This window comes from Flavobacterium sp. OHVDL-2026-0007 (assembly GCF_059882335.1).
Genome location: NZ_CM187612.1, coordinates 2,555,303 through 2,580,789 on the forward strand (window position 1 = coordinate 2,555,303; position 25,487 = coordinate 2,580,789).

Here is a 25,487-nt window from a genome sequence, read left to right on the forward strand (position 1 = left end):
GCTTTCTAAATTTTTTAACTTTAAAATCAGGCCAATGCCACAAGCTCAAGAAATTCTTTTAAAATATTGGAAACACGACAGCTTTAGACCGTCGCAAAAGGAGATTATTGACTCGGTTTTGGACGGTCATGATACTTTTGCCTTACTCCCCACCGGAGGAGGCAAATCCATTTGTTTTCAGATTCCGGCCATGATGCAAGAAGGTATTTGCCTGGTGATCTCTCCCTTGGTTGCTCTGATAAAAGACCAGGTGGCCAATTTACAAAAGCGAGACATCAAAGCCATTGCCCTTACTGGCGGCATTCATACCGAAGAGATCATTGACCTTTTAGACAATTGTCAATACGGAAATTACAAGTTTTTATACCTTTCACCAGAACGATTGCAATCGGACTGGATTCTAGAACGCATCAAAAGTTTACCGATCAACTTAATAGCCATTGACGAAGCGCATTGTGTTTCCCAATGGGGACATGATTTTCGTCCGGCCTATTTAAAAATTTCAGAACTAAAAAAATACTTTCTTAAAATACCGTTTTTAGCCCTAACCGCTACCGCAACCCCTAGAGTCATACAAGACATTAAAACCGAATTGGGATTAAAAGACCCTACCCTTTTTCAGCAATCGTTCGAAAGAAAAAACATTGCTTATATGGTTTTTGAAGTCGAAGACAAACTCTATCGTACTGAACAAATTTTAAAAAAGAATCCGCAACCTTCTATTATCTATGTACGAAATAGAAAATCGTGCCAGAGCATAGCCACACAATTAAAGTCATTAGGTTTTGATGCCACCTATTATCATGGTGGACTCTCCCCTAAAGAAAAAGACAAAAACATGCAATTGTGGATGTCCGAACAAACGCAAGTTATGGTAGCCACCAATGCCTTTGGAATGGGAATAGACAAAGACAATGTAAAGACCGTCATTCATATGCAATTACCTGAAAATATTGAAAACTATTATCAGGAATCAGGAAGAGCGGGACGAAATGGCGAAAAAGCTTTTTCCGTTATCCTGACTAATTCATCCGACAGCAATCAATCCGAACAGCAATTTCTAAGCATTTTTCCAGATAAAAAGTTTCTCAACCTTATGTACGTGAAACTTTGCAACTATTTTCAGATTGCCTATGGAGAAGGTTTAGATGATTCGTTCGCCTTTAAACTCAATCATTTTTGCCAAAAATATGAGTTCCCTACGCTAAAGACCTTTAATGCGCTGCAATTTTTAAATCAGCAGGGAATCATTACCATATCACAGGAATACTCCGAAAACATTACGATGCAATTTTTAATTGAATCCAAAGAAGTACTTCGTTATATGAGTTTGAATCCAAATGATGAAGAGATCATACTGGCTATTGTGAGAACTTATCCAGGTATCTATGAAGTAAAAACCCGATTTAATCTTTCGTTGATAGCTAAAAAATCAAATCGTTCCGAAGAACAAATTGCAGCTGTTTTAGAAAAGCTAAAAGAGAAAGACATTATCGAGTACAAATCAAAAAACAACGACGCTACTATATTATTTAATGAAGTTCGTGAAGATGACCGCACCATCAATAGGGTTTCAAAATACCTTGAAAGACAAAATCAACTAAAAAAAGACCAATTCTTATCGGTACTGCACTATATAAAAGACAATACTACCTGTAAAAACCGACTGATCTTAGATTATTTCGGAGAGGAAACAGACTCCAATTGTGGAGTTTGCTCCTACTGTATCACCCAAAAAGGAAAGATTACCCAAGCGGATTCAATACCCGACAAAATTCTTTCTTTACTAAAAACAACCGCTTTGACTTCACAAGAAATTCAAAGCAAAACAAACTCAGATAAACATGAAGTGACTTTGGCACTTCAGGAATTACTAGAGAACAAACACATCACCCTACTTGAAAACTATAAATACACTTTAAAATCATAATGGAAAAATTGAACATTATATTCATGGGAACTCCAGAATTTGCTGTAGGCATTTTGGATACCATTATTAAAAACAATTACAATGTTGTTGGGGTTATTACTGCAGCAGACAAACCTGCTGGACGCGGACAAAAAATAAAATACTCAGCAGTTAAAGAATACGCCCTAGCCAACAACCTTACCCTATTACAACCTACCAATCTAAAAGACGAAAGTTTCTTAGCGGAATTAAAAGCCTTAAATGCTAATTTACAAATTGTAGTAGCCTTTAGAATGTTACCTAAAGTGGTTTGGGAAATGCCAAGCTTAGGCACATTCAACCTTCACGCTTCTTTATTACCTAACTATCGTGGTGCAGCCCCTATTAATTGGGCCATCATCAATGGTGAAACCAAAACAGGAGTAACCACTTTTTTCATTGACGACAAAATTGATACTGGTGCGATGATCTTAAATTCAGAGATTACTATTGAACCAACGGAAAATGCCGGACAATTACACGACCGTCTAATGCATTTAGGAAGCCTGACCGTAATTGACACTTTAGAAATTATCGAGAAAGGAAATGTGGTCACCACTATCCAAGAAGATCATCCCGAAATTAAAACCGCCTACAAACTCAACAAAGAAAACTGTAAGATCGATTGGACAAAATCGGGGGAAGAAATCAACAATTTGATCCGTGGTTTAAGTCCATATCCTGCTTCTTGGTGTTTCTTAAAAGACAAAGATGAAGAACAAAGCATTAAAATATACGAAGCAAAACTAGTTTTGGAACCTCATTCACTTGAGATCGGAAGCTTGATTAGCAGCAAGAAAGAGATCAAAATTGCAGTCCAAGATGGCTTTCTTCAACTCTTAAGTTTGCAATTTCCTGGAAAAAAGAGAATGCAAGTGGCCGAATTACTAAATGGAATCACATTTACAGAAGCCGCAAAAGTCTATTAAACGCAGTAAAACAGGGGTTTCCACCTACTTTTAAGTAGAAAATAAGCTGTTTTATGAACAAAAAAACCAAGTTATTAACAATTTTTGCTAAAATTAAAGAAAACACTTGCAAGGAACGGATTTCCTACTAAATTTGTGTATTAACAATTTTTTTTAACCAACAATTAATAACTAATAATTATGAACAAATCAGAATTAATCGATGCTATCGCTGCTGATGCAGGAATCACAAAAGCTGCGGCAAAATTAGCTTTAGAGTCATTTTTAGGTAACGTAGGAGCTACTTTGAAAAAAGGTGGAAGAGTTTCATTGGTAGGTTTTGGATCTTGGTCAGTATCTGCTAGAGCTGCTAGAGACGGTAGAAACCCTCAAACAGGAAAAACAATTCAGATCGCTGCTAAAAATGTAGTAAAATTTAAAGCTGGAGCTGAATTAGAAGGTGCAGTGAACTAAGTAAAAAAGTTCCCTAAACTTATAATATAATCAAAACCTTCCGTATGGAGGGTTTTTTTATGCGTTTAACGATTTTATTTGGGAACTTTAAAATTTTATGATTAAATTTAATAAAAATTGCAGCCGTATGATTTCAGAAAAATTAAAAAAAGGACACCTGCTTATTGCCGAACCTTCTATAATTGGAGATTTGTCTTTTAATAGATCGGTAATTTTATTGGCAGACCATAACAAAGAAGGCTCAATAGGCTTTATCATTAATAAACCTCTAAAGTACACTATTAATGATTTAATACCAGAGATTGAGGCAACCTTCAAGATTTATAACGGAGGTCCTGTAGAGCAAGACAATCTTTATTTCATTCACAATATACCTGATTTAATCCCGAATAGTGTCGAGATCTCTAACGGTATATATTGGGGAGGTGACTTTGAATCGACCAAAGAACTTATAAACAACGGATCCATTGGTAAAAACAATATTCGTTTTTTCTTAGGTTATACCGGTTGGGACGAAAATCAGCTCGAGAATGAAATGCAAGCTAATTCTTGGATCATTGCTGATAATAATTATAAAAATAAAATAATCGGAAAATCCACCACTCATTTTTGGAAAGAGCAAATTATCGAGCTAGGTGGCGATTATCTTATTTGGTCAAATGCACCTGAAAACCCATATCTGAATTAATTTTCAGATATGGATTCATTTAGTTTTTGCACTAGTAAATGAGCCAGATTACTTGCAAACTCCTTTTTTCGATACTTTGTTATGGGCTGTACTCCTGTGATTACATTAGTCACAAATAATTCATCTGCCTTTTGAAGATCAAATGGTGAAATTACTTCTTCTACTACCTCTATTCCCTCAACTTTTTTAGCCAAAGCTAAAATTTGCTTACGCATTATTCCATTCAAACATCCTTCAGAAATTGGTGGTGTAATTAATTTTTTGCCCACTACCATAAATAAATTTCCTTGCAAGGCCTCCACTACATTTTTGGTTTCATTAATCAAAAGACAATTCGCCAATCCATTTTCATGAGCAAAAATACTTCCCGTAACATTAATCATCTTATTAGTCGTTTTAATAGACGATAATAACTGCTTCGTTACATAGAAGTCTTTATACAAATCCACTTCGTATGCTGTCGTATTAAGGGCATACAACACGTTTTCTAAGGGTGTAACATGAATCAAATAAGACACCTCATTAGTTGTAGGCAAATAAAAACCACCATCATTCCTAAAAACAGTGATTCGGGCTCTTGCCGAAGCAGACAAACCTTTTTGTTGCACCAAACTTATTACTTGTTCCTCCAGAAACTCCATAGTGAAGTTCATAGGGATCTCCATTCGAACAACACGCATCGAAGCCATTAGTCTAAAATAATGATCTTCCAAGAACAACACTTTGTTATTGACTATTTTTAGTGTTTCAAAAACACCATCTCCATACAAAAAAGCACGATTTTGAGTTAATATATTACCGTCCTGCGCTACTATGTTTCCGTTAAAATTGATCATAAAAAAACCCTGAATTTTGTTCAGGGCAAATATAAGGCATAAAATAGACTTTTACTAAACAGATCCTATAAGATGTTTTAGGTCAGAAATTTGATTCTCCCACAACTGTTTAGCCTCGCCAACTTCTTCTTTTTCAGCAAAATCGACCACCATCAAGGACACATCTTTAGTCAATTCATCGACTAAAATGTGTAATTCAAAAAAATATTCGGTATCCTTACTACTCTCATCTACCCATTTAAACTTCACTTTCTCTCCTGTTTTTTTAGAAGCTAAACGTGCTTTTTCTTGGGTATCATTCCATATAAAAGTAAAAAACTCTCCTCTTGAATTAACATTGTCCGCAAACCATTCGGATAAACCAGATGGTGTTGATATATATTGATACAATAACTGCGGCGAAGAATTGATCGGGAACTCGATTTCGTAACGTATTTTTGGATCCATGTGGTACATTTAATTTTTTGGAAATATAAGAATATATGTCCATAAACAATGCGTTTTTAAAAATATTTTTTTTTCTTCATTTTTTGCTTGCACGCTTTAATAAAAGTTTTATCTTTGCACCCGCAATGAGGAAGTGATTCTGATAGCAGTCTTGGCGAGGTAGCTCAGTTGGTTAGAGCGCAGGATTCATAACCCTGAGGTCACGGGTTCAACTCCCGTCCTCGCTACAAAAGGTAAACCCTTAAACAGCAATGTTTAAGGGTTTTTTATTGGGATTTTGTTTCGAAAATATCGACCTCAAATAGGGGATCAAACGGGATCAAACGCAATAGTTGGGGATTAACCAAAAAGATTAGATAATCTGAATAGGAAGAAATCTACTCTTCGTACTCCTCTCAATAAGGAGAAAAAGCATACTTATGAAAAGGCATGAAGCAACTGATTTTTCATAGCAATTCGAAACTCATTTTCAAGAATTGTGAATTTTTAAGAAAATATCGAACCAATCAATTCACATGACCCTATCCTTTACCCATTATCAGATCATTCACAGATCGCTAGCTGATTATTTACTCCTACCCCTAGTAATTACTTATCAACACTTCCATTATCTTCAAGGATTCCTAATAATTTAGACTCAAGTCATCACCTCAGCATAATTTAATTTTACCTACTTACATTCCGTAACATCAATTTGTTCTACAGCTTAAGTATAAAACCCTCTTATTAAAAGTTTTTATTCGCGAATTATGTCCCATTTTTTTACTAAATTTGGGACAACTTTCTAACACAAAACACCATGCACTCTATTCATAACCAAATAGAAGAACAGATAAAATCGTCAAAAAAAGGACGAATTTTATTCACATCCGATTTTACAAAATATGGCACCGCCGAAAATGTAAAAAAGGTACTTTTACGATTAGAAAAAAAAGAATTATTAATCCGTTTGGCTCACGGCATTTACCTGTATCCAAAAAAAGACAAAGAACTAGGCACATTATACCCTTCCACTGAAGAAATTGCAATTGCAATTGCCAACAGAGATAAAGCCCGGATTGTATCAACTGGAATACACGCTTTACAGCAATTAGGAATATCAAGCCAAATACCAATGAACATAGTCTATCTAACCGATGGCGCCCCCAGAAAAATAAAAGTAGGTAAAAGAACCATTACGTTCAAAAAAACAACACCGAAAAACCTAATTATAAAGGACAAAATCCTAAACAATGTTATACAGGCCTTAAAAGAATTAGGTAAAGAAAACATTGATAACAATATAAAAACCAAAATTAAAAAAGCTCTTAAAAAAGTTTCAATAGAAAATATACGTGAAGATATTAATGCAGCCCCAGTTTGGATCAGAGAACAAATTATGCAACTAATAAACGAAAATTAATATGAACGAGTGGTTAAAACTATCCCCGAATAGACGTTTAGAGATTTTAAAACAAGTCAACAATCAAACAGGTTTACCCTTGCAGGCTATTGAAAAAGACTGGTGGGTTACCATGGTGTTAAAAGCAATATTTACATCCCAATATGCACTACATTTTGTTTTCAAAGGCGGCACATCTTTAAGCAAGGCATATAACCTAATAGACCGTTTTTCAGAAGATATTGACTTAGCTATCGACAGATCTTTTTTAGGATTTGAGGGAGAACTATCTAAAACTCAAATCAAAAAATTAAGAAAAGCCTCAGGCTATTTCATCATTAATGACTTTAGAAAAGAACTCAACAAAAGATTGCAAGAACTAGATATACCAGCAGAAACATATACTTTAACAACCAATGAAAACATTGATGACACCAGTGATCCCCATACCCTCGAATTAGAATACAAGACTATTGTCGAACAAGGAGATTATCTACCACAAAGAGTTCTTATCGAAATTGGAGCAAGATCATTGATAGAGCCGTCAGAAGAAAGGAGTATCAAATCAATAATTGACGAAACCTATGATACTCAAAAGTTCGTTATGGCCCCATTCAATGTAAGTGTTGTAATTCCGACCAGAACATTTTTAGAAAAAGCTTTCCTGTTGCACGAAGAGTTTCAAAAACCAACAAAGAAAATCCGATACAATAGACTAACCAGACATCTATATGATTTAGAAAGGCTAATGGACCACCCTTTCGGCCTGGAAGCAATGAAAGACAAAGAATTATTTCAAATTATTGTCAATCATAGAACTAGATACACACCAGTCCGAGGAATATCATATGATTTTCACACGCCTAAAACTTTAAATTTCATTCCCCCACCCGAGGTAATAGACCTTTGGAAGAATGATTATCAGGCAATGCGAGTAAATATGTTTTACGGAGAAACTCTTGAATTCGAAGCTCTAATTGAAAGACTAAGGGAATTAAAATCTCGTTTTAATGGACAGCAATACTGACATCTCGAAATTTAGACGATTTAACGTTTCGTAACGTATTTTCCGCGAATCACAAATTAAGAGATTACAAACTAGACGCCATCTCACAGTGTCAGAACTTTATGCGTCATGCTTTGGGGCAGCACTAACATAAAACGATCTACAAGAACCGAATACGGTAAAGGGTGGGGCGAAAAACAATTGAGATAATGTATGCAGTTTGCAAGCGTTTTTCAAGACGAACAGATTGTCTACACACTGTGTAGAGAATTGAATTGGTCGCATCTTCGTCTTATAATGTCTATGGAACCCTCGTTAAAAAGAGAGTTTTACATTCAAATGTCTAAACTCGAATATTGGAGTTTCCGTACTTTCAGAGAGTGAACACAATCCATACTTTACGAACGTACAACCATTAGCGAAAGGCAAGTTTTACAATTCTGCCCGAAGCCACCATCCGATTCAATGTCTTTACTGCAGGCTAACTTCTTAGTTAATCAGAATAGATAAAAACATATCCTTTTTGAAATCTATCTATGGTATTTGCTATATCATCAGTAGTTTTCATTCAATACTATGTACTACAAATATACAAAATGTCCAGTTTTTTATATAAAAAACTGGACATTTTGCCTTTAGTGACTTTTCATGAAGTAATATATACCTAACAGCTGGAGTTTCGTTGAACATGAAACTCCTTTTAATTAACAATGTGTTTTTGAAAATCCTTTTTCAATATCCCCTCTTAAATGGAGTAGTTTTTTTTTTAGTAAAATACAACCGAATAAAGTTCCAGATTTCTCTGAAACTTTATACTTGTAGTGAGAATGAGACTCTAACCTATTTTAGGTATAATCCATGAAGTCTATGGAAAAGACAAACAATACTAACTATGAACATTGCTTTGTCAATTACAATTTAATTTTACCCTGTTTGCTTTTACTTCCTGTCCGAGTGAAACGTACCCCCCCCCCACAAGAAAACGAGATTCACGATGCCTTTATATTGATAGAAATTCTCAATAACCGTTCTAAATCCTCTTTAAAAAAGTTCGACATTTGTTCGGGCGGGGCTACAAAACCGGATAAATGAGAAAACAACTCATTTGTTCGTTTTTTCTACTTTGTAAGTTGTTTTTTATCAAAAAGATAACAAGTTAGGTGCGGTTTTTTTAATTAATTCATTGTGGATTCGAAGTCAGCAGACATTCACAAAGCTTTTCATAAGAGCACTTTGGAGAGCCAAAATCTTAATATTGAATTTTATTAATTCTCTATTGGCTGAATTACTTTAATTCGGATTACGGTTAGATTACCATATTTTTCAATATCTTCTTTTGTCCATTGAACTTCTTTCCCTTTTGGTCTATTATCAAAATTCCAGCTAATAGGAGCTTCTTTTACATAAACATATAATGACACACGATCTTCTTTACTTCCTTCATTTTTTTTTCTTTGCTCCAATGTTATAAATTTAAAAGTTAAATAGGAATGACCTTCTTCATTATTCCCATAACCCATTTTTATCTCAGGCTTTATTTCTTTCAAAAGATTTTTTAACGGCCTGTTAATAAATTGCCCTCCATGTTCTTTCAGTTTAAAAACATCCTTTGTTGTTTGAACCATTTCTTGGGCAATGCAACTAATATTTATAAACAAAAAGAGGATTCCGAATGATTTTAATATGTTTTTCATTTTTTCCAAGTTTTAAGTTATTTGCAAGGTGTTAAGGTACAAAAGTCAAACGCCTGTTATGTAATCCGCTTATTTATTTTTCTTTCATAATACTTCCCTACAATTACATAACTTAATAAAAATAAAGTAACTATTAAACAAAATGACAAAGATCGCCATATACTAAAAGGCGTAAAAAATGATGCTAACAAAAATATTACAGAAAACACAGACATAGTCCAAGTAAACAATTTTCTGTCAACTATTGAAGACAATATATTTTGGATCAATACAATTTCAAAAAAGATAAAAACTATATATGGGAGTATTACGTCATAAATTTGTCTGCTATTTTCTGCTGCAAACTGAACTAATTTTACAAAAATGAAATAGAGTAAAGTTTGGACTAAACTCAATACGACTCCAAGTATAAAAACCCGTTTAATCTTATTTAAATTTTTTTTGAGTTTTTTTTCTTCTCATATCGAAATAAACTACCTCGGGGCAAAGCCCCAGAACTATTCATGAAATGAACACAAATTTACATAAACCAAAAATCTGTGGTAAAAATAATAAAGCAGAGCTTCGGGGGATTAAACCAAAATAGATTAAAAAAATTTTATCAATTAGTACTCTTATAATTTAATTAAGTGTCCAAATATTCCCAAACTCCCAATAGAGAAATTTACATATAAATGTATTCCAACTTGAAGATAAAGGTCAATATAGATACAGCACATATTTGAATTTATAATATAGCGTGTTTACACAAATTCGAAAGATTTATGATAGAAATTGATAGATGATTTTCAAACTCTCGTCTAAATTCGCTTTAACTAACCTTTATTATAAACCGAATGAAAAAAGATTTAAAATTGAAATGTTCACCATTAGCATTTAAACATTTGCTAATGGGATTTCTTTTACTAATTGCTCCCGTATATGCGCAGGGTCAAAACAAAACAGTAAGTGGTGTAGTAACCGATGAACAAAGGATTTCCCTTCCGGGTGTATCCGTGATGGTAAAAGGGAGCAAAATAGGAACCCAAACTGGTCTCGATGGTCAATTTACAATTCAAGCTTCAACAGGTGACCAATTGTTATTTACCTTTATTGGTTTTGAAACCAAGACACTGACTGTTGGAAATACAGCTGTATTGAATATAGCACTGCAACCTTCGACCATCGGACTCAAAGACGTTGTTGTTACCGCCTTAGGGATCACCAAAAATAAAAGAAACCTAACCTACTCCACACAAACCGTCGAAGTTCAAGACTTAACAAAAGCCAGAGACTTAAATGTGGCAAACTCCCTTTCGGGTAAAGTTGCAGGTATTGACATCTCTCGTTCTTCTTCTGGACTTGGTGGTTCAACAAGGGTAACGCTACGAGGTGATCGTTCCATAAATGGAAATAACCAAGCATTATATGTTGTAGATGGTATTCCCATTGACAACTCAGGAGGAGGTCCGGCTCAAATTACAGGAGGACGTGACTTAGGTGATGGTATTTCAAGCATTAATCCTGACGACATCGAATCCATTAACGTATTAAAAGGAGCATCTGCTACAGCCCTTTATGGTAGTAGAGCAGCTAATGGCGCCATCATTATTACGACAAAAAAAGGATCTTCTAAAAAAGGAATCGGGGTAAATTATAATGTCGGATTTCAAATGGAGACTCCTAATTTTCTACAAAAATTACAAAATGAATATGGACAAGGGAATCTAGGTGTCTATAGTAAGTCAGCGGAACAAAGCTGGGGGCCTAAACTAGACGGAAGTCAAGTGGCCACATGGAGTGTCAATCCTGCTGATGCAGGCAAAACCTATGCCTTCAAAGCGCAACCCTACAATAATAAGCTTTTCTATGATATAGGTACTAATCTAGTGAATAGTATTGCGTTAAATGGTGGCGATGAAAAAACTCAAGCTTATTTCTCCTATACCAATACCAGTGCAAAAGGAATTATTGACAACAATAAATTAAACAGACATAATTTTAACTTACGATTGGGTAACAAATTTGGAGAAAAACTCTCTTTGGATGCTAAGATTACCTATCTCAATGAAGTAATTGACAACCGTACAAGAACTGGAGAAGCATTTGACAACATAAACCGTCATGTAATTAGACTTCCTAGAAATATTTCTTTAGAGGATACAGAAAACTATAGCTATACCAATGCTGCTGGTTTTGAACGTCAAAATTACTGGAATCCAGGATCAAACGGAGGTCAAAACCCCTTTTGGATCAAAAACAATGTAACTTCTGTTGACGAGCGAAATCGCATCATGGGATTTGCGGCATTAACCTACAAATTCCTTCCTGAATTAAGCTTAACCATTCGATCTGGTTTGGATAAATATACTGATGACGCTGAATTAAAATGGCATAACAATACCTATATTATAGCGGAAAGAGGTAATTACCGAACAGAACAAAGAGATGTTGTCGAATTAAATAACGATTTCCTTTTCAGTTTCGACAAAAAGCTAACTGATTTTAGTATCAGTGCAAATTTTGGAGGTAATATCCAAAAAAATAAAATGGTAGGCGGCAATACCGATAATGGAGGATTAGTGACTGAAAACCTCTTTATCGCAGCCAATGCCGCTGCGGGGACCTTTGCTCGAACTTTGGTGGAAAGAGAAAAACAATCTTTATACGCTACAACCGACATTAGTTACAAGAACTTAGTGACACTTACCCTTACTGGACGTAACGATTGGTCCTCTACCTTACCAAAAGGAAACAATTCTTATTTCTTTTCTTCAGCAGGTATCAATGTAATTCTTTCGGATGTTTTCAAGTTGCCTTCTTTTATCAGCTTTGCTAAAATAAGAGCCTCTATTGCGCAAACTGGTAACGATGCAGACCCCTATAATTTAACTCAGACCTACACAAGTGCTGTTGGAGGAAACGGAGTAACTATTGGACGCGATGCCCGCAAACCCATTGCTAATTTAAAACCTGAAATTACTACTTCACAAGAAGCTGGACTAGATTTACGCCTTTTAAACAACCGAATTGGTATTGAATTTACTTGGTTTAAAGGGAACTCCAAAAATCAATTGCTACCCGTAAGTTTACCTGCAGCTTCAGGTTGGACTTCAGAATACATCAATGCTGGGAATGTTCAAAATAGCGGAATTGAATTAACCGTAAACGGCAAAATCATAAAAAACAGCAACCTAAAATGGGATCTAACGGTGAATTATGCCAAAAACAACAATAAAGTAATTGAAATCACACCTACTTTAAATGAGTTTATTTTAACACAAGGCAATGATTTTATGAATACCGTAAAGATCGTAAAAGGCAAACCCTATGGCGAATTATATAGCCGTGGATACGTTCGCGATGCCTCAGGTCGAATTGTGGTAGATGCCAATGGTTTACCCACTATCACTGGCGCTCAAAGTGTGTATGTTGGTAATACCAGACCAACTTGGACTGGAAGTGTCATGAATAAAGTCTCTTATAAAGATCTGTATTTAAGTTTTGTGATTGGTGCCCGTATAGGCGGAGTGGTATCCTCATTTACCAATGCTAATATTTATGGAGATGGTGTCGCTGCCGCTACATTGGATAATCGCGGAGGCTTTGTATTTGATGGCGTTTTTGCCGACGGAACACAAAATAACAAAACCATCACTGCCGAGCAATATTGGACAAAAGTAGGAGGACGAAATACACCAGCAGGAGAAGTGTTTACCTATAGCGCCACTAATATTCGTTTACGAGAAGTGGTTATTGGTTATAATATCCCAAAATCATTTTTCCAAAAACTACCTTTCCAGAGTGCCAGTCTTGCATTTTCTGCCAGAAACTTGTTTTTCTTTAAAAACAACGCCAAAGGATTTGATCCTGAATTGGTTGTAGGAACTTCAAACCGTTCAGTAGGAATAGAAGCCTTTTCACCTCCAACAACTCGCACTTTCGGAGTTAATCTTAATTTAAGTTTCTAAATATTAAACAAAATATCCGACATGAAAAATAGAACAAAACATACTATACTCTTCGTACTTATTGCAAGCCTTCTGGTTTCCTGTACAAAGGACTATGAAGAATTAAATACCGATAAAACAAAAATCACCACTATCGATAACGCTTCGCTAGATTATGTTTTTTCGGCAGCACAATATAGAGGCGCCTTTGGTCCACAGACCCCCTTTCAGCTCTTTGAATCTCTTTATGCTGATTTGCAATGCCAATACTTTGCCACCACACAAAAAGCATTTGGATCAGACAGAAACCAAATGGTTGGGAACTGGCTAAACGGATCATGGAATCATTTCTATGGCACTGCCAGTCCACAGATGGACGTAGTGCTTGAATACACAAAACCAGGAGGAAAACTAGAAGATCCTATTAAAAATGCTATTGCCAAAATTTGGAAAGTTTATATGTTCATGCCTGTAACCGATGCCTGGGGAGCAGTACCCTATTCTCAAGCAGGCAATGGAAAAAATGAAATAGTATATGATAGCCAAGAAGACATCTATAATGATTTTTTCAAATCTTTAAAAGAAGCAACTGCCGTTTTAAATAGCTATTCAGGAACGGACAAATTTTTTGAGAAAGGAGATTTAATCTACGCAGGAAACGTAAAAAAATGGCTGAAATTTGGTAATAGCTTACGTTTGAGAGCGGCCATACGCATTTCAATGAAAAACCCAGCGCTTGCCAAAACGGAAGCTGAAGCTGCAGCCCTACCCTCTAATGGAGGTTTACTTCTTTCTAATGTAGATAATGCTTATATGGTCGTAACCGCCACCACGCCAAATCCATTGGCTGCACTTTCCTCATTTGGTGAGTTTAGAATGAGCGCCGCTATGGAAAGTGTATTAAAAGGATATAATGACCCTCGTCTGCAAAAATTCTTTGACCCCGCTTTAACTGGAGGTGCTTACAAAGGAGTCCGTAATGGAATGTCCATAGCACAAATGTCACTTCCTGCCAACGGAAACAACGTAAATTCAAATATCAATTCCTCTTTTGGATTTGACAATAGAAGTAAAACACCTTGGACGGTACTCACTGCTTCTGAAACTAACTTTTTACTAGCCGAAGGAAAATTGAACGGTTGGAATGTGGGAGCAGGAACAGCGCTAAGCTATTACAATGACGGCATAACTGCATCCCTTGACCAATGGGGAATCAAAGACGCCGTGACCATTGCTAATTACAAAAACGGTACCACTACACCTATTGCCTTAGGAGATACCTATAACACACCTGCTTTGACCAATATCCCTGTTCTATTTTCAGCAATACCAGCACAACAACGTGAGCAGATTGGAACCCAAAAATGGCTTGCTTTATACCCTTACGGTCCTGAGGCATGGTCTGAATTTAAACGCACCGGATTCCCAAAACTGTATCCTCGTTTAAATTCTGATAATTTAGATTCGCCAGCGACAGATCCAGCCAGCGTAAGAAGATTGGCCTACCCTCCAATAGAAGCCTCTGTTAATGCTGCAGGATTAGCTTCTGGTATTACAAAATTGGGAGGAGCAGACAAATCAAGCACCAAGGTTTGGTGGAACCAATAGCAGCAACATAATTGTAATGATTTTGTAAATAAAGTCCAACCCTATTAAAAACACTTGTAGTACATCCGAAAAACTTTTTCAGTTTGGACTCTACAAGTGTTTTATTTTAAACTTCTTTTATAATGAAAAAACAATCACTCTTAATTCTCCTTATTTATTGTACCTTTTTTAATAGTGTGCAACTACATTCACAAAACACCGACAAACTCAAATGGTGGAAAGAGGCTAAGTTTGGACTCTTCCTTCATTGGGGATTATATTCTATAGGCCAATGGCATGAAAAGCCCCAGAAAGGTAACGAGCACTTTATGTTTGTTGAGCGCATTCCACTAAAGGAATATTCCAAAATTGGTGAGACTTTTAATCCCAAAAATTTTAATGCCCAAACATGGGTAAAATGTGCCAAAGATGCAGGCATGAAATACATCGTTATCACAGCAAAACATCATGATGGCTTCGCTATGTTCAACTCCCCTAGCGATAATTACAATATTGTAAAAGCAACACCCTACAATCACGACCCAATGAAAGATTTGGCTGCCGCTTGTAAAAAATATGATATTAAACTCTGTTTTTATTACTCCTTAGGCCGTGATTGGGCAAGCCCAGATGCTATTTGGGTAAAAGAAGGCAGTAAAGCCGGTAATTCTTGGGATTTCCCAAATGAAACAGTCAAAGACAACAATAACTACATAGAGCATAAGGTGAAACCCCAACTGAAAGAATTGCTCACACAATATGGCGCTGTCGGTTCCATTTGGTTTGATACTCCAGAGGGTACTACTCCAGCACAAAGCAAAAATCTCAGAAAACTTATTCTTTCTATACAACCCAATTGTATTATCAACAACCGAATTGGAAATGATCAAGGCGATTATTCGATAAACGAGCAAACGATACAGGCCAATATTGAAACCAAACCTTGGGAATCCTGCATTACTATGAGCGGTAAATGGGGCTTTAACAAATTTGATAAAGCCTGGAAATCACCTGAATTATTGGTAAGGAATTTAGTAGAAGTGGTATGCAAGGGCGGTAATCTACTGTTAAATTTAGGTCCTAATGCTTTGGGCGAGTTTCCCAAGCAAAGTCAAGTCAACTTAAAAGCTATGGGCAAATGGATGAAAATAAACAACGAAGCCATTTACAGCACTAAACCCTGGAGCACCTTAAGTGAATATGCTATAAGTGTTACCGATGTAAAGAACGATGCAATGGGAGGAAAATCGGCCAACGATAACACTTCAAAAAAAATCAACCCAGATCTTTACTTTAATGAAAAAGGAAACAATATCTATGTATTTGCTCGCAGTTGGGACCAAAAAACAATCAGCAGCAAAGTTTTAGGACAACTTAAAAACATCAAACAAATAGAATTGCTAGGAAATAAGCAAAAAATAAAATGGGCTTTGCAGGGTATTAATTTAGAAATTAAAATACCCGATATGCCAAAAACCGAAATTCCGGTGTATGTATTCAAAGTCACTTTAGGAAATACTGACATCAAAATTTAAGTCCAATAGCAATAAAAACAATGCTTAATTTAACATCATACAACATCTAAACATTCTTTTACAGGGTAAATGCATGAATAAAAAAACATGATAAACTGATGTGATTTATCAAGTGAACTTAAAATCACACCTAAAAATTATCACCGCAGTCTTTGGTTAGTTATAGGTAAATAATTTTTCCTTAACTCTATTCAAAGTGAAAAATAATTGAGACAATGTATGCAGTTTACAACCGTTTTTCAAGACGAACAGATTGTCTACACACTGCGTATACAATTAAGCTGGACACATGGAAGAACCATAATTTACATGGAAGTCCCTTTAAAAAAAACCTTTTACATTGAAATGTATAAATTAGAAAATTTATTACTGGCCATTAAAATAGCTGACAGAAGTTTTCTTTTTGACAATTCTAATGAAATGGAATTAATAGCTGAAACCCTAAATGGCGAGATAATACTACATAAAGATGCTGAATTTCTTCCGAACTGGTTTATTCAATATGTTATAAATAAAATTGTATAAAAACAGTACTACCCTAATTTCTTGGACTACTCATTGAAACAGTAGACCTTTAAAACACCTTTTACCGCTTGAGAAGAAAGTTTTTCCTAAACAGTATTGTACAATCCTCAGAGAACTTATCTTTGCATCAAATTAAAGCACTATTTTTAGTGAGCAATAAGAATATCTAAAAGACAACGGAACAATATGGATATAGTCAAATTTAAAATCACACCCAAAACCATAAAAGTAGAAGTTCGCAATTCGAACAACTATGTTTTTAATTTTAATACTGCTTTAGAAATTGAGAAAGAGGACCGAGAGGTGCTATTAAGGCTCTACAATGCATTAGACCTTCTTTTTAAGAAAGAAAATACCGGTGAGGTAAAAAACTACATCGCACCCAATCAAACCAATATTCTTGATCAAATTGCCGCTGTTGGTGATTCAGAACAGTAGAAATAATCATACCCCCTATTAAAAAGCCTCTCTCTTTCTGCTATAAAAACAATAACAAAAAGATCTAAACGAAGTTTTCTTCCAAATCTATTTTGGCAAGTTTTAAATTCGGTTTATTTATTTTTAGTATTGACATTTTTATTTTACTTCTATCTTTTTGAGAGATAATTGTCGGAATTAAATACTCCAATTTAATCTTAAATAAACGATGAATAATAATTAAATCTCTATTACTAAAAGGACTAATACCATTCATTAGTTCTGAAATATATGATTTACTATGTCCCAACAATATACCCAATTCTTGCTGATTAATACCTAGTTCAGAAATCTTTCCTTTAATCAGATTCTTTCTGTTTTCTAAAAATCTTCTTTCTTGTTCCACTATAACCTCAGCAACATCACTTTCTTGCAGCTTCTCATCAGAAATGACAGCATCTTTACTCCAATGCCTATTTTCGTATTCTTTAATAATGGCTCGCAGCTGTTTTCTCTCTTGTAACAATGCAGGGTTTTCTTTTACAAGCAAACGAAGCTTCCTATCTAAAAGCATTGCTCTTTCAAGATCAATCTCATTAAAGATTTCACCTTTTTTAAGTATTTCCTTTAAATCTATTTGCGTTTTCATATTTTAATTATATCTAACTTCACTCCTAAAGATTCTATTCAATATACTCTTTATCTTTTAACCACTTCCTAATGGTATCCTTATTATTTCTAAAGGTCTTCTCATATTCAGTATGATTTCCACACCACATTACAGTCACTTCATCGTCTTGAAATTCAATTAACACAAAAGCCCTCTGAACATAAATATTAAAAAAATAAAACGTCTCATAAACACAATCTGCATCGGGCCGATCTTTAAAAACTTCAATTTTATTACTCCAATTATTTTTTTCCAAATCATTAAGTAACTTATCTATTGCATTACACAACATTGCATTTCCCTTATTCTTTCGTTTAAGTTTTTCTAAATGCTTTTTTCCAATTATTTCCATAATTAAGTACAAACATACAAAAGTTCCAATTATTTTGGAACTTTTTAGATTGATTTTAATTGTTATTTACTTGTAGCTGCTTTTAAAAATCCTCCCACACAAACTTTACTGGAAAGAAAAAATACAGCATCGAATAATTACATTGACCATGATAATTACTAGCTCTAAAAAAATCTACTGCAACTAACTTTATTCTATCTACTAACACTGGCAGTAAATCTCAGCAGTGCAGTTTCATTCATTTTGCATACTCCTATTAACCCAGTGTATTTCATTCCTTTCAAATCCTTTCTTTTACACGCAACAAGTAAGCAATAAATTAGACTGTACCGAACCACTAGCACTTGTATATTACTAAAATGGAATTCTCATCAAGCTTATTAAATATCATGGAGCCATGGTCAGCACTACAAAACCAAACATCTCGCAAAAAATAGCAGCCGAATTATAGCACTTCAGCAAACCAAGTAGGATATTATTACTTTTAGAACAAACCCACAATTAATTCTTTATCGTACAGCAAGCGAATAGGTTGAAGAAGAAAAACGACAAGCACTATCCTCATATACTGCCGATCAAGTTTTTTTCTGCTTAATATAGATTGAAAGATTTTTATTATACTTTTACTTCTGAATACAACTAAGTCTGACCCCTGTTTTTTCAGCCTTATTTTAGTATAGGACCAAAATTTAAACCTGTCTATTATGAAAAACACACTTAGAGTTTTGACACTCTTACTTTGCTGCACCGCCTCATTCTCCTGTTCTAATGACAACACCCCACCTGTGACCCCTGAACCACCAGTAGTAGTTACCCCACCAACAGACCTTTCAAAACCACCAGCTGCTTCAGCATGGAAACCCGCGGTGATTAACATCAAAAAAACGAACCCCACAGGAAAAACTTCGGTTGTCACAAAACGCCTCCTCAAGACCATTACCTTTACGGGAACATCTGCATTTGATACTCAATACAAAATCAAAATCAACGATGCAGAATACCTAAGCCTACCTACTGACAATCTATACGACCCAAGCGAGGAAGCTTTAAACGTTAATACTAAAAAGTATGATGAAAGAATATATTCTTATAACGCAGCTGGAAATTTAGAAAAAATCACCATAAACAACATTGCCTATCCCGATTACAACTCTCAACCGGCATATGCTCCTATCGTATTTAACTACAACGAAACAGGGGCAAGAACACAAATAGATCGCTACCAAAATGCTGGCGCAGTTTTGCTTTACGAATACAATTCAATAGGACAGATAACAAAAGCTAGAGAACTAAATGGTAATCTCAAATACACTTTTGAATATGATGAAAACAACAATATCAGTAATAAGTATTTTTATGCTGAAACACCCTCAGGTATAAAACCTCAAATGAGATATACCTATACTTATTTTCCTGACAATACCTATTCTAAAGATTGGATCGCAGTAGACTTAGACGGCACTGAAAAGAAAACCTCCACTGTGACCTATACCTTTAATAAAAACGTCGCGGGAGTTTACAATAACGAACCCATTTATAAAATACTAATGGATAACCGAGAGGGCTTATCGTATCTCCATATAATATCCAATAGCGCAGGCTATAAACCAAAGTATTTTTACGATGCCGATGGCTATTTAATAAAATATGACTCCTCTGGCCTGAATAACGCCACTGACATCACTTTATTTATCTATGAGTAAGATTAAGGGAAACGCGAATGCTTTTCCCTTTTTTAATACAGAAGTCTATAAAACCTTTAGACTTTTACAATTAGCCTAAGAATGTCATCTGCTGCCTATTAAACTAGATTCTTAACTACATTACCAATCTTTGGCTTAACAAAAATAAACCATCAACTATAAGTATGTCAAAAATGAGTTAAATTTCACCCTCTTATTAGGAAATTTACAGCAATAACGAATACTTTTACTCAGGCAATTGACCTTTGGTCAACTGTTAAGAATCCAGAAAACAAAAAGCATGAATTACGAGAAATTCATCTTCTGTCTCGAAGGTGTTCCAGACGTAGATAACGACATGGCTACTCAAGTGATCAAAAGCTTAGAAGAGATTGCCATTGATGACGGGGTTGCAAGCATCTATAAAGCTTGTGACACCATTGAAGGACTAGAGGAGAGTCTGAATGTATTATTATATGAAGATCATAACTTTAAAGATTATGAAATCATTTACTTAGTCATGCCTGGTGAACCTAACAACATCTGCCTTCATGATTATTTCTACAGCCTCCAAGAAATTGCCGAACTCTTTGAGGGAAAGATGAAAGGAAAAATCATCCACTTTGCCAATTTAAAGATTTTGGATTTAAATCCAGAAGAAGCCCAATATTTCTTAGACATCACTGGAGCAAGGGCTATTTCAGGATACGGATCGAGCTACAACAAAATTGCAAGTTGCTCCACGATCGACAAAGCTTTTTTTAGCTTGTACCAAGACAACGACGATCTAATAGCCGTTGTTGAAGAATTATACGAAAAACATTATGCCCTTTGCAAACTACTCGATTTTAGACTGTACTATTAAAAAATGAATACAACCGAAAAAGTAAAAACATACGGATCTAAAGGATTCCGCGAAAAATTCTTAGGCGCACAAAATCCTGTACACCAATTTTTCAAATCCAAATCAGAGCGCTTTTTTTGCCTCAAATTAGAAGAAATGACCAGGCTGCAACATCCCGTTCCAGCTTCCAAACACAACTGTAATACCATACTCTTTATTACAGAAGGCGTACACCTTATCAAAATTGGTTACGAACAGTACCAAACCAATCCCAACGAAATCATTGTGATTCCTGCCGGACAGATTTTTTCAATAGAACACATACACGACAAACATATAGGTTTTATTTGTCAATTCCATCCCGATTTTTTAATCGGGAAGTACGGCAACAGTGAAGCAATCAACGCATTTGATTTTTTAAAGATTGGAGGAACGCCTAAAATAACCGTTTTAGAAAAAAATGCCTCTTTTATCTTTAACTTATTAAATCGCCTGCAACTTGAATATGCAGAACATGGACTAAACAATCTTGACCTTATACAATCTTATGTTATGGCCCTGCTTTGTGAGATGAACAAAAACATGGAAAGAACTCCTAAAAGCGGAACGGCTGCAGCAGTTATTACCATTAAGTTCAAAGAACTCATTTATGCTAACATCACGCACCAACAGGTAAGTTACTATGCCTCTCTATTAAACGTCACCCCGAATCATTTAAACAAATCAGTAAAATTAATAACGGGCAAATCTGCCACCCAATGGATTGAAGAAACCATTATACTAGAAGCGAAGTACTTATTATATCAAACGACACTTTTAGTAAGCGAAATTGCCCTGCAAGTTGGACATGAAGATCAATCTTACTTTAGTCGTTTCTTCAAAAAACATGAAGGCATTACTCCTGTACAATACCGAAAAATGATTCATAAGTCCTAACTATTGATTATCTAATCCTACTAACTTCTCCTCTAATTTGCTCAAATTTGTCCATCAAAAAAAGCAAATTTATGGTCTATGTTTTTAAGACATCCGTGGATACCCAATCCAAACTAGCGCAAGCTTCCCTAAGACTTCGTGAATTGCTGCCCCATATGCAATGGAACTTTGATCTGGAAGATTGCGACAATATTTTACGAATCGAAACGGAAACCGAAATAACCCAATTGATTCTAAACAATGGTATTTTCAATTGTATCGAATTAGAATAAAAACCCTTTTTTGCCCCACCTTTTACCTCATAACCTACTACTATGGAAGCCGCTTTACATCAAAACAAAACATTTGACAGTATCGATTATTCAGATCAAAAATTATTAGATAACGAGTTTATTAATTGCGAGTTTATTAATTGTAACTTCTCCAAGAGTGATTTCAGCTACATTGACTTTTTAGATTGTCACTTTATAAATTGTAATTTATCTCTGGCTATTCTAAAGAACACGGGATTAAAAAATGTCAAATTCACTGGTTGTAAACAAATGGGTTTAGATTTTAGTGCCAGTAATAGCTTCTTGTTCACGGTAAGTTTTCAAGATTGCATTTTAGACTATTCCACTTTTATCTATAAAAAATTAAAGAAAACGATCTTTACCGATTGCTCTTTAAAAGAGGTCGATTTATCGAACTGCGATCTATCACAAGCTATTTTTAAAAACTGTGATTTAGCTCAGGCGACTATTAAGGATAGTATCTTAGACAAAACGGATTTCCGAACTTCAAGCAACTATGCTTTTGACCCCTCGGAAAATAAAATCAAACAAACCAAAGTTTCTGCCACTGCCCTAGCTGGATTACTTGAAAGATTTGATTTAGACATTGCCTAATATATTGCCTATAAGAAACAAGCCCGTTAAACTAAATAAAGTTTAACGGGCTTGTTTCTTGAATTATACATTCTATATTAGGCGCTTTGCAATTGCAGTACGCTTTTGTGTTTTTGCATTAGAACAAAAGTAATCCCCATTCCTATGATGGCCATTGCAACTCCAACCAAGTTGGGTGAAGCATAACTATATCCAGCTGCCAAGGGTAAACCTCCTAGAAAAGCTCCTAATGCATTACCAATATTAAAACTTCCTTGAAGCGCGGCCGATGCGATCATCTCAGCATCTTTGGCCGTACGGATCATCAACATTTGAATAGGTGCAATCATGGCAAACGAAATACTACCGGTTAAAAAAGTCAAAAACAAAGAAATCGACTGGTACGAGGATAAAAAGTACACCAAAAGCAAATCAATGGTCATGACAAATAATAGAGCTAGTACCGTTGGCGCTGGCGAATACTTATCGGCTAGTTTACCTCCCAAGAAATTTCCAACCACCATTCCAAGTCCTGCTAAAATCAAGATATACGATACATCCTCTGGGGTAAATCTAGAAACATTGGTAAGTAATGGAGCGATATAACTGATCCAGGAAAACAATCCTCCAAACCCAATAGATGTAATCCCAATCATTAACCACGCTTCAGTTTTCTTAAAAAACTGTAGTTGCGTTTTCATATTAACATTCCCACTACTGGCTAAGTTGGGCATCCATAAAAAGATAAACAAAAACGTTAGTAAACCCACTAGACCAATTAATACAAAGGTATAGCGCCATATAAAGTGATGTCCAATATAGGTACCAATAGGTACTCCAATTAAATTAGCTATGGTTAATCCTGAAAACATAATAGCAATGGCTTGCGCTTCTTTACCTTTATCAGCCAAGCGACTAGCCACCACTGCTCCTACTCCAAAAAAGGCACCGTGTGGTAAACCAGAGAGGAACCTAGAAGCCAAAAGAAAGTTATAAGTTGGGGCAATAATAGATAACGCATTAAAAACCGTTAACATCACCGCTAGAATTAAAAGCATTTTTTTTGGAGGTAAATTTCTACCTAGAATCACTAATAAAGGAGCACCAATAACTACTCCAAGAGCATATGCCGAAATTAAATAACCTGCAACGGGGATCGAAACATTCATATCAGAGGCAATATCAGGTAATAAACCCATCATAACAAATTCGGTAATTCCGATTGTCAAACCTCCTAATGAGAGTGAAATAAGACTTTTTTTCATTTTGTACAATTAAGAAAAGGTTAGCTTTTCTAGGCTGCAAATTTACATAGTCTATTGAGCAAATTAATTGTACATTTACGACATAAACTTGTAAAATTAAGTTATGCCTAAATTAAATCAATTCAAAACGCTAATGATTGATGAATTTGAAGATGAGAAATTTCACCTTCCCCCTCACACGCATACCTATTACGAAATCATTTATATTAAAAAAGGAAGCGGTGTCCATCATTTAAACCATAATCTACTCCCGTACAAAACAGGTGATTTGTTTGTCATCTCACCGGAGGACGAACACTATTTTGACATTAAAAAAAGTACCCGATTTTTCTATATTAAGTTTACCGACAATTATTTTAATTCCAATAAAAATCTCTTCTGTGACGATATGCACCTCAACACACCAGAAGATTTAATGCGTGATAAATTGCTAAAGGAGACCGTTTTAAAATTAGAAGATCCTTGTAAGACCATTTTAAAAAACACCATTGATAACATTGCTGCCTACAATTGTAAAATTGATGTTTCTACTTCGCCCATTGTTTTTTACCAGATTCTTTCCATTTTTGGACTCATCAAAGAAACCATTCGCGGTATGAATCTTCAAATGAAATCAACCCATATTGACAATGAGCAAATTGCCTCTTATATCCACCAAAACATCTACCATCCAAAATTGGTACAGATTAAAGTAATTGCCGATCATTTTAATATCGCGCAAACCTACTTCAGTGCTTATTTCAAACGCACTTTTGCCATCAGTTACCGCGATTACATTCACAACCTCAGAACCACTTTAATCGAAAAACGAATCCACAACAGCCAATTGCCACTCAAGCAAATAGCACATGAATTTGGATTCACCGATGAAAGCCACTTATCGAATTATTTTAAGAGACGTAAAAACATGAAACCAACAGCCTATAAAAAAACGGTTGTTTAGAAAATGCTAAAGAACCATACCGTCTCAAAAAAAATATTTAAATTTGTTAGTATAACCCTTTTTCCCTTGATCAAAAATAGTCACATACTGTTCTTTCTCTTTCTCCTTGGTCTTTTTTTACTACCAAGTTTGAGTTATGCCTGTGCGCTTCCTAAAGAAAAAAACGCCTGTGAAACGACCATAGACACCAAAGAAAAAAAAGAGAGTCAGCACCAAAACTGTTGCAACGACGATCCCTGCTCCAAAAAAGACCAGCACCATTGTAATGGAAAATGTGATCATTCTAATTGTACGACTTCTTCAATTCAATTTAGTTTACTAGCAAGCAATGAATTCGAACTTAACAATCATCCCTTTAATTTCTCAATAGAGAACCCTGTTCCCTACTACAAAAATCTTAGTATTTCGGATGGCTTTACCTCCATTTGGGCACCGCCCAAAATAACATAAGCTTATTTTCAATAGCCATCGCGGAATCGCATCGGCATCGAAACCAAACCTTACACTAGGTTTACAAATAAATTGAAGAATAACACATTTCATCCTTTCAAATC

At 35.2% G+C, this 25,487-nt stretch carries 24 protein-coding genes and 1 tRNA gene; 19 read left to right on the top strand and 6 right to left on the bottom strand.

Annotated features, from left to right (window positions below):
* Positions 1-34 precede the first annotated feature (34 nt).
* The 4 genes from AC51AA_RS10130 (at position 35) to AC51AA_RS10145 (ending at position 4,018) form a co-directional block, all read left to right on the top strand.
* Positions 35-1,930 carry a RecQ family ATP-dependent DNA helicase gene (locus tag AC51AA_RS10130; RefSeq protein WP_500701989.1) on the top strand — a complete coding sequence of 632 codons (1,896 nt, stop codon included), beginning with the start codon at positions 35-37 and terminating at the stop codon, positions 1,928-1,930.
* Entirely contained in the window at positions 1,930-2,877 is a 948-nt protein-coding gene (fmt, locus tag AC51AA_RS10135) for a methionyl-tRNA formyltransferase (RefSeq protein ID WP_500701990.1), read from the top strand. The genes AC51AA_RS10130 and fmt overlap by 1 nt, the downstream gene beginning before the upstream one ends.
* 180 nt (positions 2,878-3,057) lie before the next feature.
* A complete protein-coding gene (locus AC51AA_RS10140) occupies positions 3,058-3,330 on the top strand; it encodes an HU family DNA-binding protein (protein ID WP_017498096.1) in 273 nt (90 codons plus the stop codon).
* Positions 3,331-3,457: 127 nt separating this feature from the next.
* Complete coding sequence (locus tag AC51AA_RS10145; protein WP_500701991.1) at positions 3,458-4,018, top strand: YqgE/AlgH family protein; 561 nt, start codon at positions 3,458-3,460, stop codon at positions 4,016-4,018.
* On the opposite strand, the gene AC51AA_RS10150 is transcribed toward AC51AA_RS10145, so the two are convergent.
* Both AC51AA_RS10150 and AC51AA_RS10155 read right to left on the bottom strand, forming a co-directional pair.
* Entirely contained in the window at positions 4,015-4,854 is an 840-nt protein-coding gene (locus AC51AA_RS10150) for an aminotransferase class IV (RefSeq protein ID WP_500701992.1), read from the bottom strand. The two genes, AC51AA_RS10145 and AC51AA_RS10150, sit on opposite strands and share 4 nt — an antisense overlap.
* Before the next feature lie 54 nt (positions 4,855-4,908).
* A complete protein-coding gene (locus tag AC51AA_RS10155; protein WP_500701993.1) occupies positions 4,909-5,301 on the bottom strand; it encodes an START-like domain-containing protein in 393 nt (130 codons plus the stop codon).
* A 153-nt stretch (positions 5,302-5,454) separates the two neighbouring features.
* On the opposite strand from AC51AA_RS10155, the gene AC51AA_RS10160 reads away from it, so the two are divergent.
* From AC51AA_RS10160 to AC51AA_RS10175, 4 genes are all read left to right on the top strand, one after another.
* A tRNA-Met gene (locus AC51AA_RS10160) sits at positions 5,455-5,528 on the top strand.
* Positions 5,529-6,100: 572 nt separating this feature from the next.
* A complete protein-coding gene (locus AC51AA_RS10165) occupies positions 6,101-6,703 on the top strand; it encodes a DUF6088 family protein (RefSeq protein WP_500701994.1) in 603 nt (200 codons plus the stop codon).
* A 1-nt stretch (position 6,704) separates the two neighbouring features.
* Positions 6,705-7,709, top strand: a complete 1,005-nt coding sequence (locus tag AC51AA_RS10170; RefSeq protein ID WP_500701995.1) for a nucleotidyl transferase AbiEii/AbiGii toxin family protein — start codon at positions 6,705-6,707, stop codon at positions 7,707-7,709.
* Between the two features lie 192 nt (positions 7,710-7,901).
* On the top strand, positions 7,902-8,072 hold the full coding sequence (locus AC51AA_RS10175; RefSeq protein WP_500701996.1) for a DUF1016 N-terminal domain-containing protein: 171 nt from the start codon (positions 7,902-7,904) through the stop codon (positions 8,070-8,072).
* Between the two features lie 881 nt (positions 8,073-8,953).
* Here the strand turns inward: AC51AA_RS10175 and AC51AA_RS10180 are convergent.
* Positions 8,954-9,382: a hypothetical protein gene (locus AC51AA_RS10180; protein ID WP_500701997.1), complete on the bottom strand. Its 429-nt coding sequence runs from the start codon at positions 9,380-9,382 to the stop codon at positions 8,954-8,956.
* Between the two features lie 890 nt (positions 9,383-10,272).
* Here AC51AA_RS10180 and AC51AA_RS10185 point away from each other — a divergent pair.
* The 5 genes from AC51AA_RS10185 (at position 10,273) to AC51AA_RS10205 (ending at position 17,396) form a co-directional block, all read left to right on the top strand.
* Positions 10,273-13,332, top strand: a complete 3,060-nt coding sequence (locus AC51AA_RS10185; RefSeq protein WP_500701998.1) for a SusC/RagA family TonB-linked outer membrane protein — start codon at positions 10,273-10,275, stop codon at positions 13,330-13,332.
* Positions 13,333-13,353: 21 nt separating this feature from the next.
* Positions 13,354-14,919, top strand: coding sequence for a SusD/RagB family nutrient-binding outer membrane lipoprotein (locus AC51AA_RS10190; RefSeq protein ID WP_500701999.1), 1,566 nt, complete (start codon positions 13,354-13,356; stop codon positions 14,917-14,919).
* 122 nt (positions 14,920-15,041) lie between these two features.
* Positions 15,042-16,433 (top strand): alpha-L-fucosidase, encoded by a 1,392-nt coding sequence (locus AC51AA_RS10195; protein WP_500702000.1) that lies wholly within the window; start codon positions 15,042-15,044, stop codon positions 16,431-16,433.
* Between the two features lie 219 nt (positions 16,434-16,652).
* The gene (locus tag AC51AA_RS10200; RefSeq protein WP_500702001.1) at positions 16,653-16,958 is read left to right on the top strand and encodes a DUF1016 N-terminal domain-containing protein; all 306 of its coding nucleotides are present in this window, start codon (positions 16,653-16,655) and stop codon (positions 16,956-16,958) included.
* A gap of 186 nt (positions 16,959-17,144) precedes the next feature.
* A complete protein-coding gene (locus tag AC51AA_RS10205; RefSeq protein ID WP_500702002.1) occupies positions 17,145-17,396 on the top strand; it encodes a hypothetical protein in 252 nt (83 codons plus the stop codon).
* A gap of 64 nt (positions 17,397-17,460) precedes the next feature.
* Here the strand turns inward: AC51AA_RS10205 and AC51AA_RS10210 are convergent, their stop codons facing one another.
* Together AC51AA_RS10210 and AC51AA_RS10215 are read right to left on the bottom strand one after the other, a co-directional pair.
* Complete coding sequence (locus tag AC51AA_RS10210) at positions 17,461-18,024, bottom strand: helix-turn-helix domain-containing protein (protein ID WP_500702003.1); 564 nt, start codon at positions 18,022-18,024, stop codon at positions 17,461-17,463.
* Positions 18,025-18,058: 34 nt separating this feature from the next.
* Complete coding sequence (locus AC51AA_RS10215; RefSeq protein WP_500702005.1) at positions 18,059-18,397, bottom strand: type II toxin-antitoxin system HigB family toxin; 339 nt, start codon at positions 18,395-18,397, stop codon at positions 18,059-18,061.
* 704 nt (positions 18,398-19,101) lie between these two features.
* Between AC51AA_RS10215 and AC51AA_RS10220 the strand changes: the two genes are divergently transcribed.
* From AC51AA_RS10220 to AC51AA_RS10240, 5 genes are all read left to right on the top strand, one after another.
* Positions 19,102-20,100: a hypothetical protein gene (locus AC51AA_RS10220; RefSeq protein WP_500702006.1), complete on the top strand. Its 999-nt coding sequence runs from the start codon at positions 19,102-19,104 to the stop codon at positions 20,098-20,100.
* Positions 20,101-20,380: 280 nt separating this feature from the next.
* Complete coding sequence (locus AC51AA_RS10225; protein ID WP_500702007.1) at positions 20,381-20,944, top strand: DUF6642 family protein; 564 nt, start codon at positions 20,381-20,383, stop codon at positions 20,942-20,944.
* Positions 20,945-20,947: 3 nt separating this feature from the next.
* Positions 20,948-21,859, top strand: a complete 912-nt coding sequence (locus AC51AA_RS10230) for a helix-turn-helix domain-containing protein (protein WP_500702009.1) — start codon at positions 20,948-20,950, stop codon at positions 21,857-21,859.
* A 71-nt stretch (positions 21,860-21,930) separates the two neighbouring features.
* Entirely contained in the window at positions 21,931-22,131 is a 201-nt protein-coding gene (locus tag AC51AA_RS10235; protein ID WP_500702010.1) for a hypothetical protein, read from the top strand.
* 42 nt (positions 22,132-22,173) lie between these two features.
* Positions 22,174-22,746, top strand: coding sequence for a pentapeptide repeat-containing protein (locus AC51AA_RS10240; protein WP_500702011.1), 573 nt, complete (start codon positions 22,174-22,176; stop codon positions 22,744-22,746).
* A 77-nt stretch (positions 22,747-22,823) separates the two neighbouring features.
* Here the strand turns inward: AC51AA_RS10240 and AC51AA_RS10245 are convergent, their stop codons facing one another.
* Complete coding sequence (locus AC51AA_RS10245) at positions 22,824-23,990, bottom strand: MFS transporter (protein ID WP_500702012.1); 1,167 nt, start codon at positions 23,988-23,990, stop codon at positions 22,824-22,826.
* 103 nt (positions 23,991-24,093) lie between these two features.
* Between AC51AA_RS10245 and AC51AA_RS10250 the strand changes: the two genes are divergently transcribed.
* On the top strand, positions 24,094-24,933 hold the full coding sequence (locus AC51AA_RS10250; RefSeq protein WP_500702013.1) for an AraC family transcriptional regulator: 840 nt from the start codon (positions 24,094-24,096) through the stop codon (positions 24,931-24,933).
* The last annotated feature ends 554 nt before the right edge of the window (positions 24,934-25,487 follow it).

Bases quoted from the DNA above. Each gene is read 5' to 3' on its own strand.
- AC51AA_RS10250 (WP_500702013.1), top strand. From the start codon at position 24,094: ATGCCTAAATTAAATCAATTCAAAACGCTAATGATTGATGAATTTGAA.
- fmt (WP_500701990.1), top strand. From the start codon at position 1,930: ATGGAAAAATTGAACATTATATTCATGGGAACTCCAGAATTTGCTGTA.
- AC51AA_RS10225 (WP_500702007.1), top strand. From the start codon at position 20,381: ATGAATTACGAGAAATTCATCTTCTGTCTCGAAGGTGTTCCAGACGTA.
- AC51AA_RS10145 (WP_500701991.1), top strand. From the start codon at position 3,458: ATGATTTCAGAAAAATTAAAAAAAGGACACCTGCTTATTGCCGAACCT.
- AC51AA_RS10140 (WP_017498096.1), top strand. From the start codon at position 3,058: ATGAACAAATCAGAATTAATCGATGCTATCGCTGCTGATGCAGGAATC.
- AC51AA_RS10195 (WP_500702000.1), top strand. From the start codon at position 15,042: ATGAAAAAACAATCACTCTTAATTCTCCTTATTTATTGTACCTTTTTT.
- AC51AA_RS10205 (WP_500702002.1), top strand. From the start codon at position 17,145: ATGGATATAGTCAAATTTAAAATCACACCCAAAACCATAAAAGTAGAA.
- AC51AA_RS10235 (WP_500702010.1), top strand. From the start codon at position 21,931: ATGGTCTATGTTTTTAAGACATCCGTGGATACCCAATCCAAACTAGCG.
- AC51AA_RS10175 (WP_500701996.1), top strand. From the start codon at position 7,902: ATGCAGTTTGCAAGCGTTTTTCAAGACGAACAGATTGTCTACACACTG.
- AC51AA_RS10130 (WP_500701989.1), top strand. From the start codon at position 35: ATGCCACAAGCTCAAGAAATTCTTTTAAAATATTGGAAACACGACAGC.
- AC51AA_RS10220 (WP_500702006.1), top strand. From the start codon at position 19,102: ATGAAAAACACACTTAGAGTTTTGACACTCTTACTTTGCTGCACCGCC.
- AC51AA_RS10165 (WP_500701994.1), top strand. From the start codon at position 6,101: ATGCACTCTATTCATAACCAAATAGAAGAACAGATAAAATCGTCAAAA.
- AC51AA_RS10210 (WP_500702003.1), bottom strand. From the start codon at position 18,024: ATGAAAACGCAAATAGATTTAAAGGAAATACTTAAAAAAGGTGAAATC.
- AC51AA_RS10245 (WP_500702012.1), bottom strand. From the start codon at position 23,990: ATGAAAAAAAGTCTTATTTCACTCTCATTAGGAGGTTTGACAATCGGA.
- AC51AA_RS10155 (WP_500701993.1), bottom strand. From the start codon at position 5,301: ATGGATCCAAAAATACGTTACGAAATCGAGTTCCCGATCAATTCTTCG.
- AC51AA_RS10215 (WP_500702005.1), bottom strand. From the start codon at position 18,397: ATGGAAATAATTGGAAAAAAGCATTTAGAAAAACTTAAACGAAAGAAT.
- AC51AA_RS10200 (WP_500702001.1), top strand. From the start codon at position 16,653: ATGCAGTTTACAACCGTTTTTCAAGACGAACAGATTGTCTACACACTG.
- AC51AA_RS10180 (WP_500701997.1), bottom strand. From the start codon at position 9,382: ATGAAAAACATATTAAAATCATTCGGAATCCTCTTTTTGTTTATAAAT.
- AC51AA_RS10190 (WP_500701999.1), top strand. From the start codon at position 13,354: ATGAAAAATAGAACAAAACATACTATACTCTTCGTACTTATTGCAAGC.
- AC51AA_RS10150 (WP_500701992.1), bottom strand. From the start codon at position 4,854: ATGATCAATTTTAACGGAAACATAGTAGCGCAGGACGGTAATATATTA.
- AC51AA_RS10240 (WP_500702011.1), top strand. From the start codon at position 22,174: ATGGAAGCCGCTTTACATCAAAACAAAACATTTGACAGTATCGATTAT.
- AC51AA_RS10185 (WP_500701998.1), top strand. From the start codon at position 10,273: ATGGGATTTCTTTTACTAATTGCTCCCGTATATGCGCAGGGTCAAAAC.
- AC51AA_RS10230 (WP_500702009.1), top strand. From the start codon at position 20,948: ATGAATACAACCGAAAAAGTAAAAACATACGGATCTAAAGGATTCCGC.
- AC51AA_RS10170 (WP_500701995.1), top strand. From the start codon at position 6,705: ATGAACGAGTGGTTAAAACTATCCCCGAATAGACGTTTAGAGATTTTA.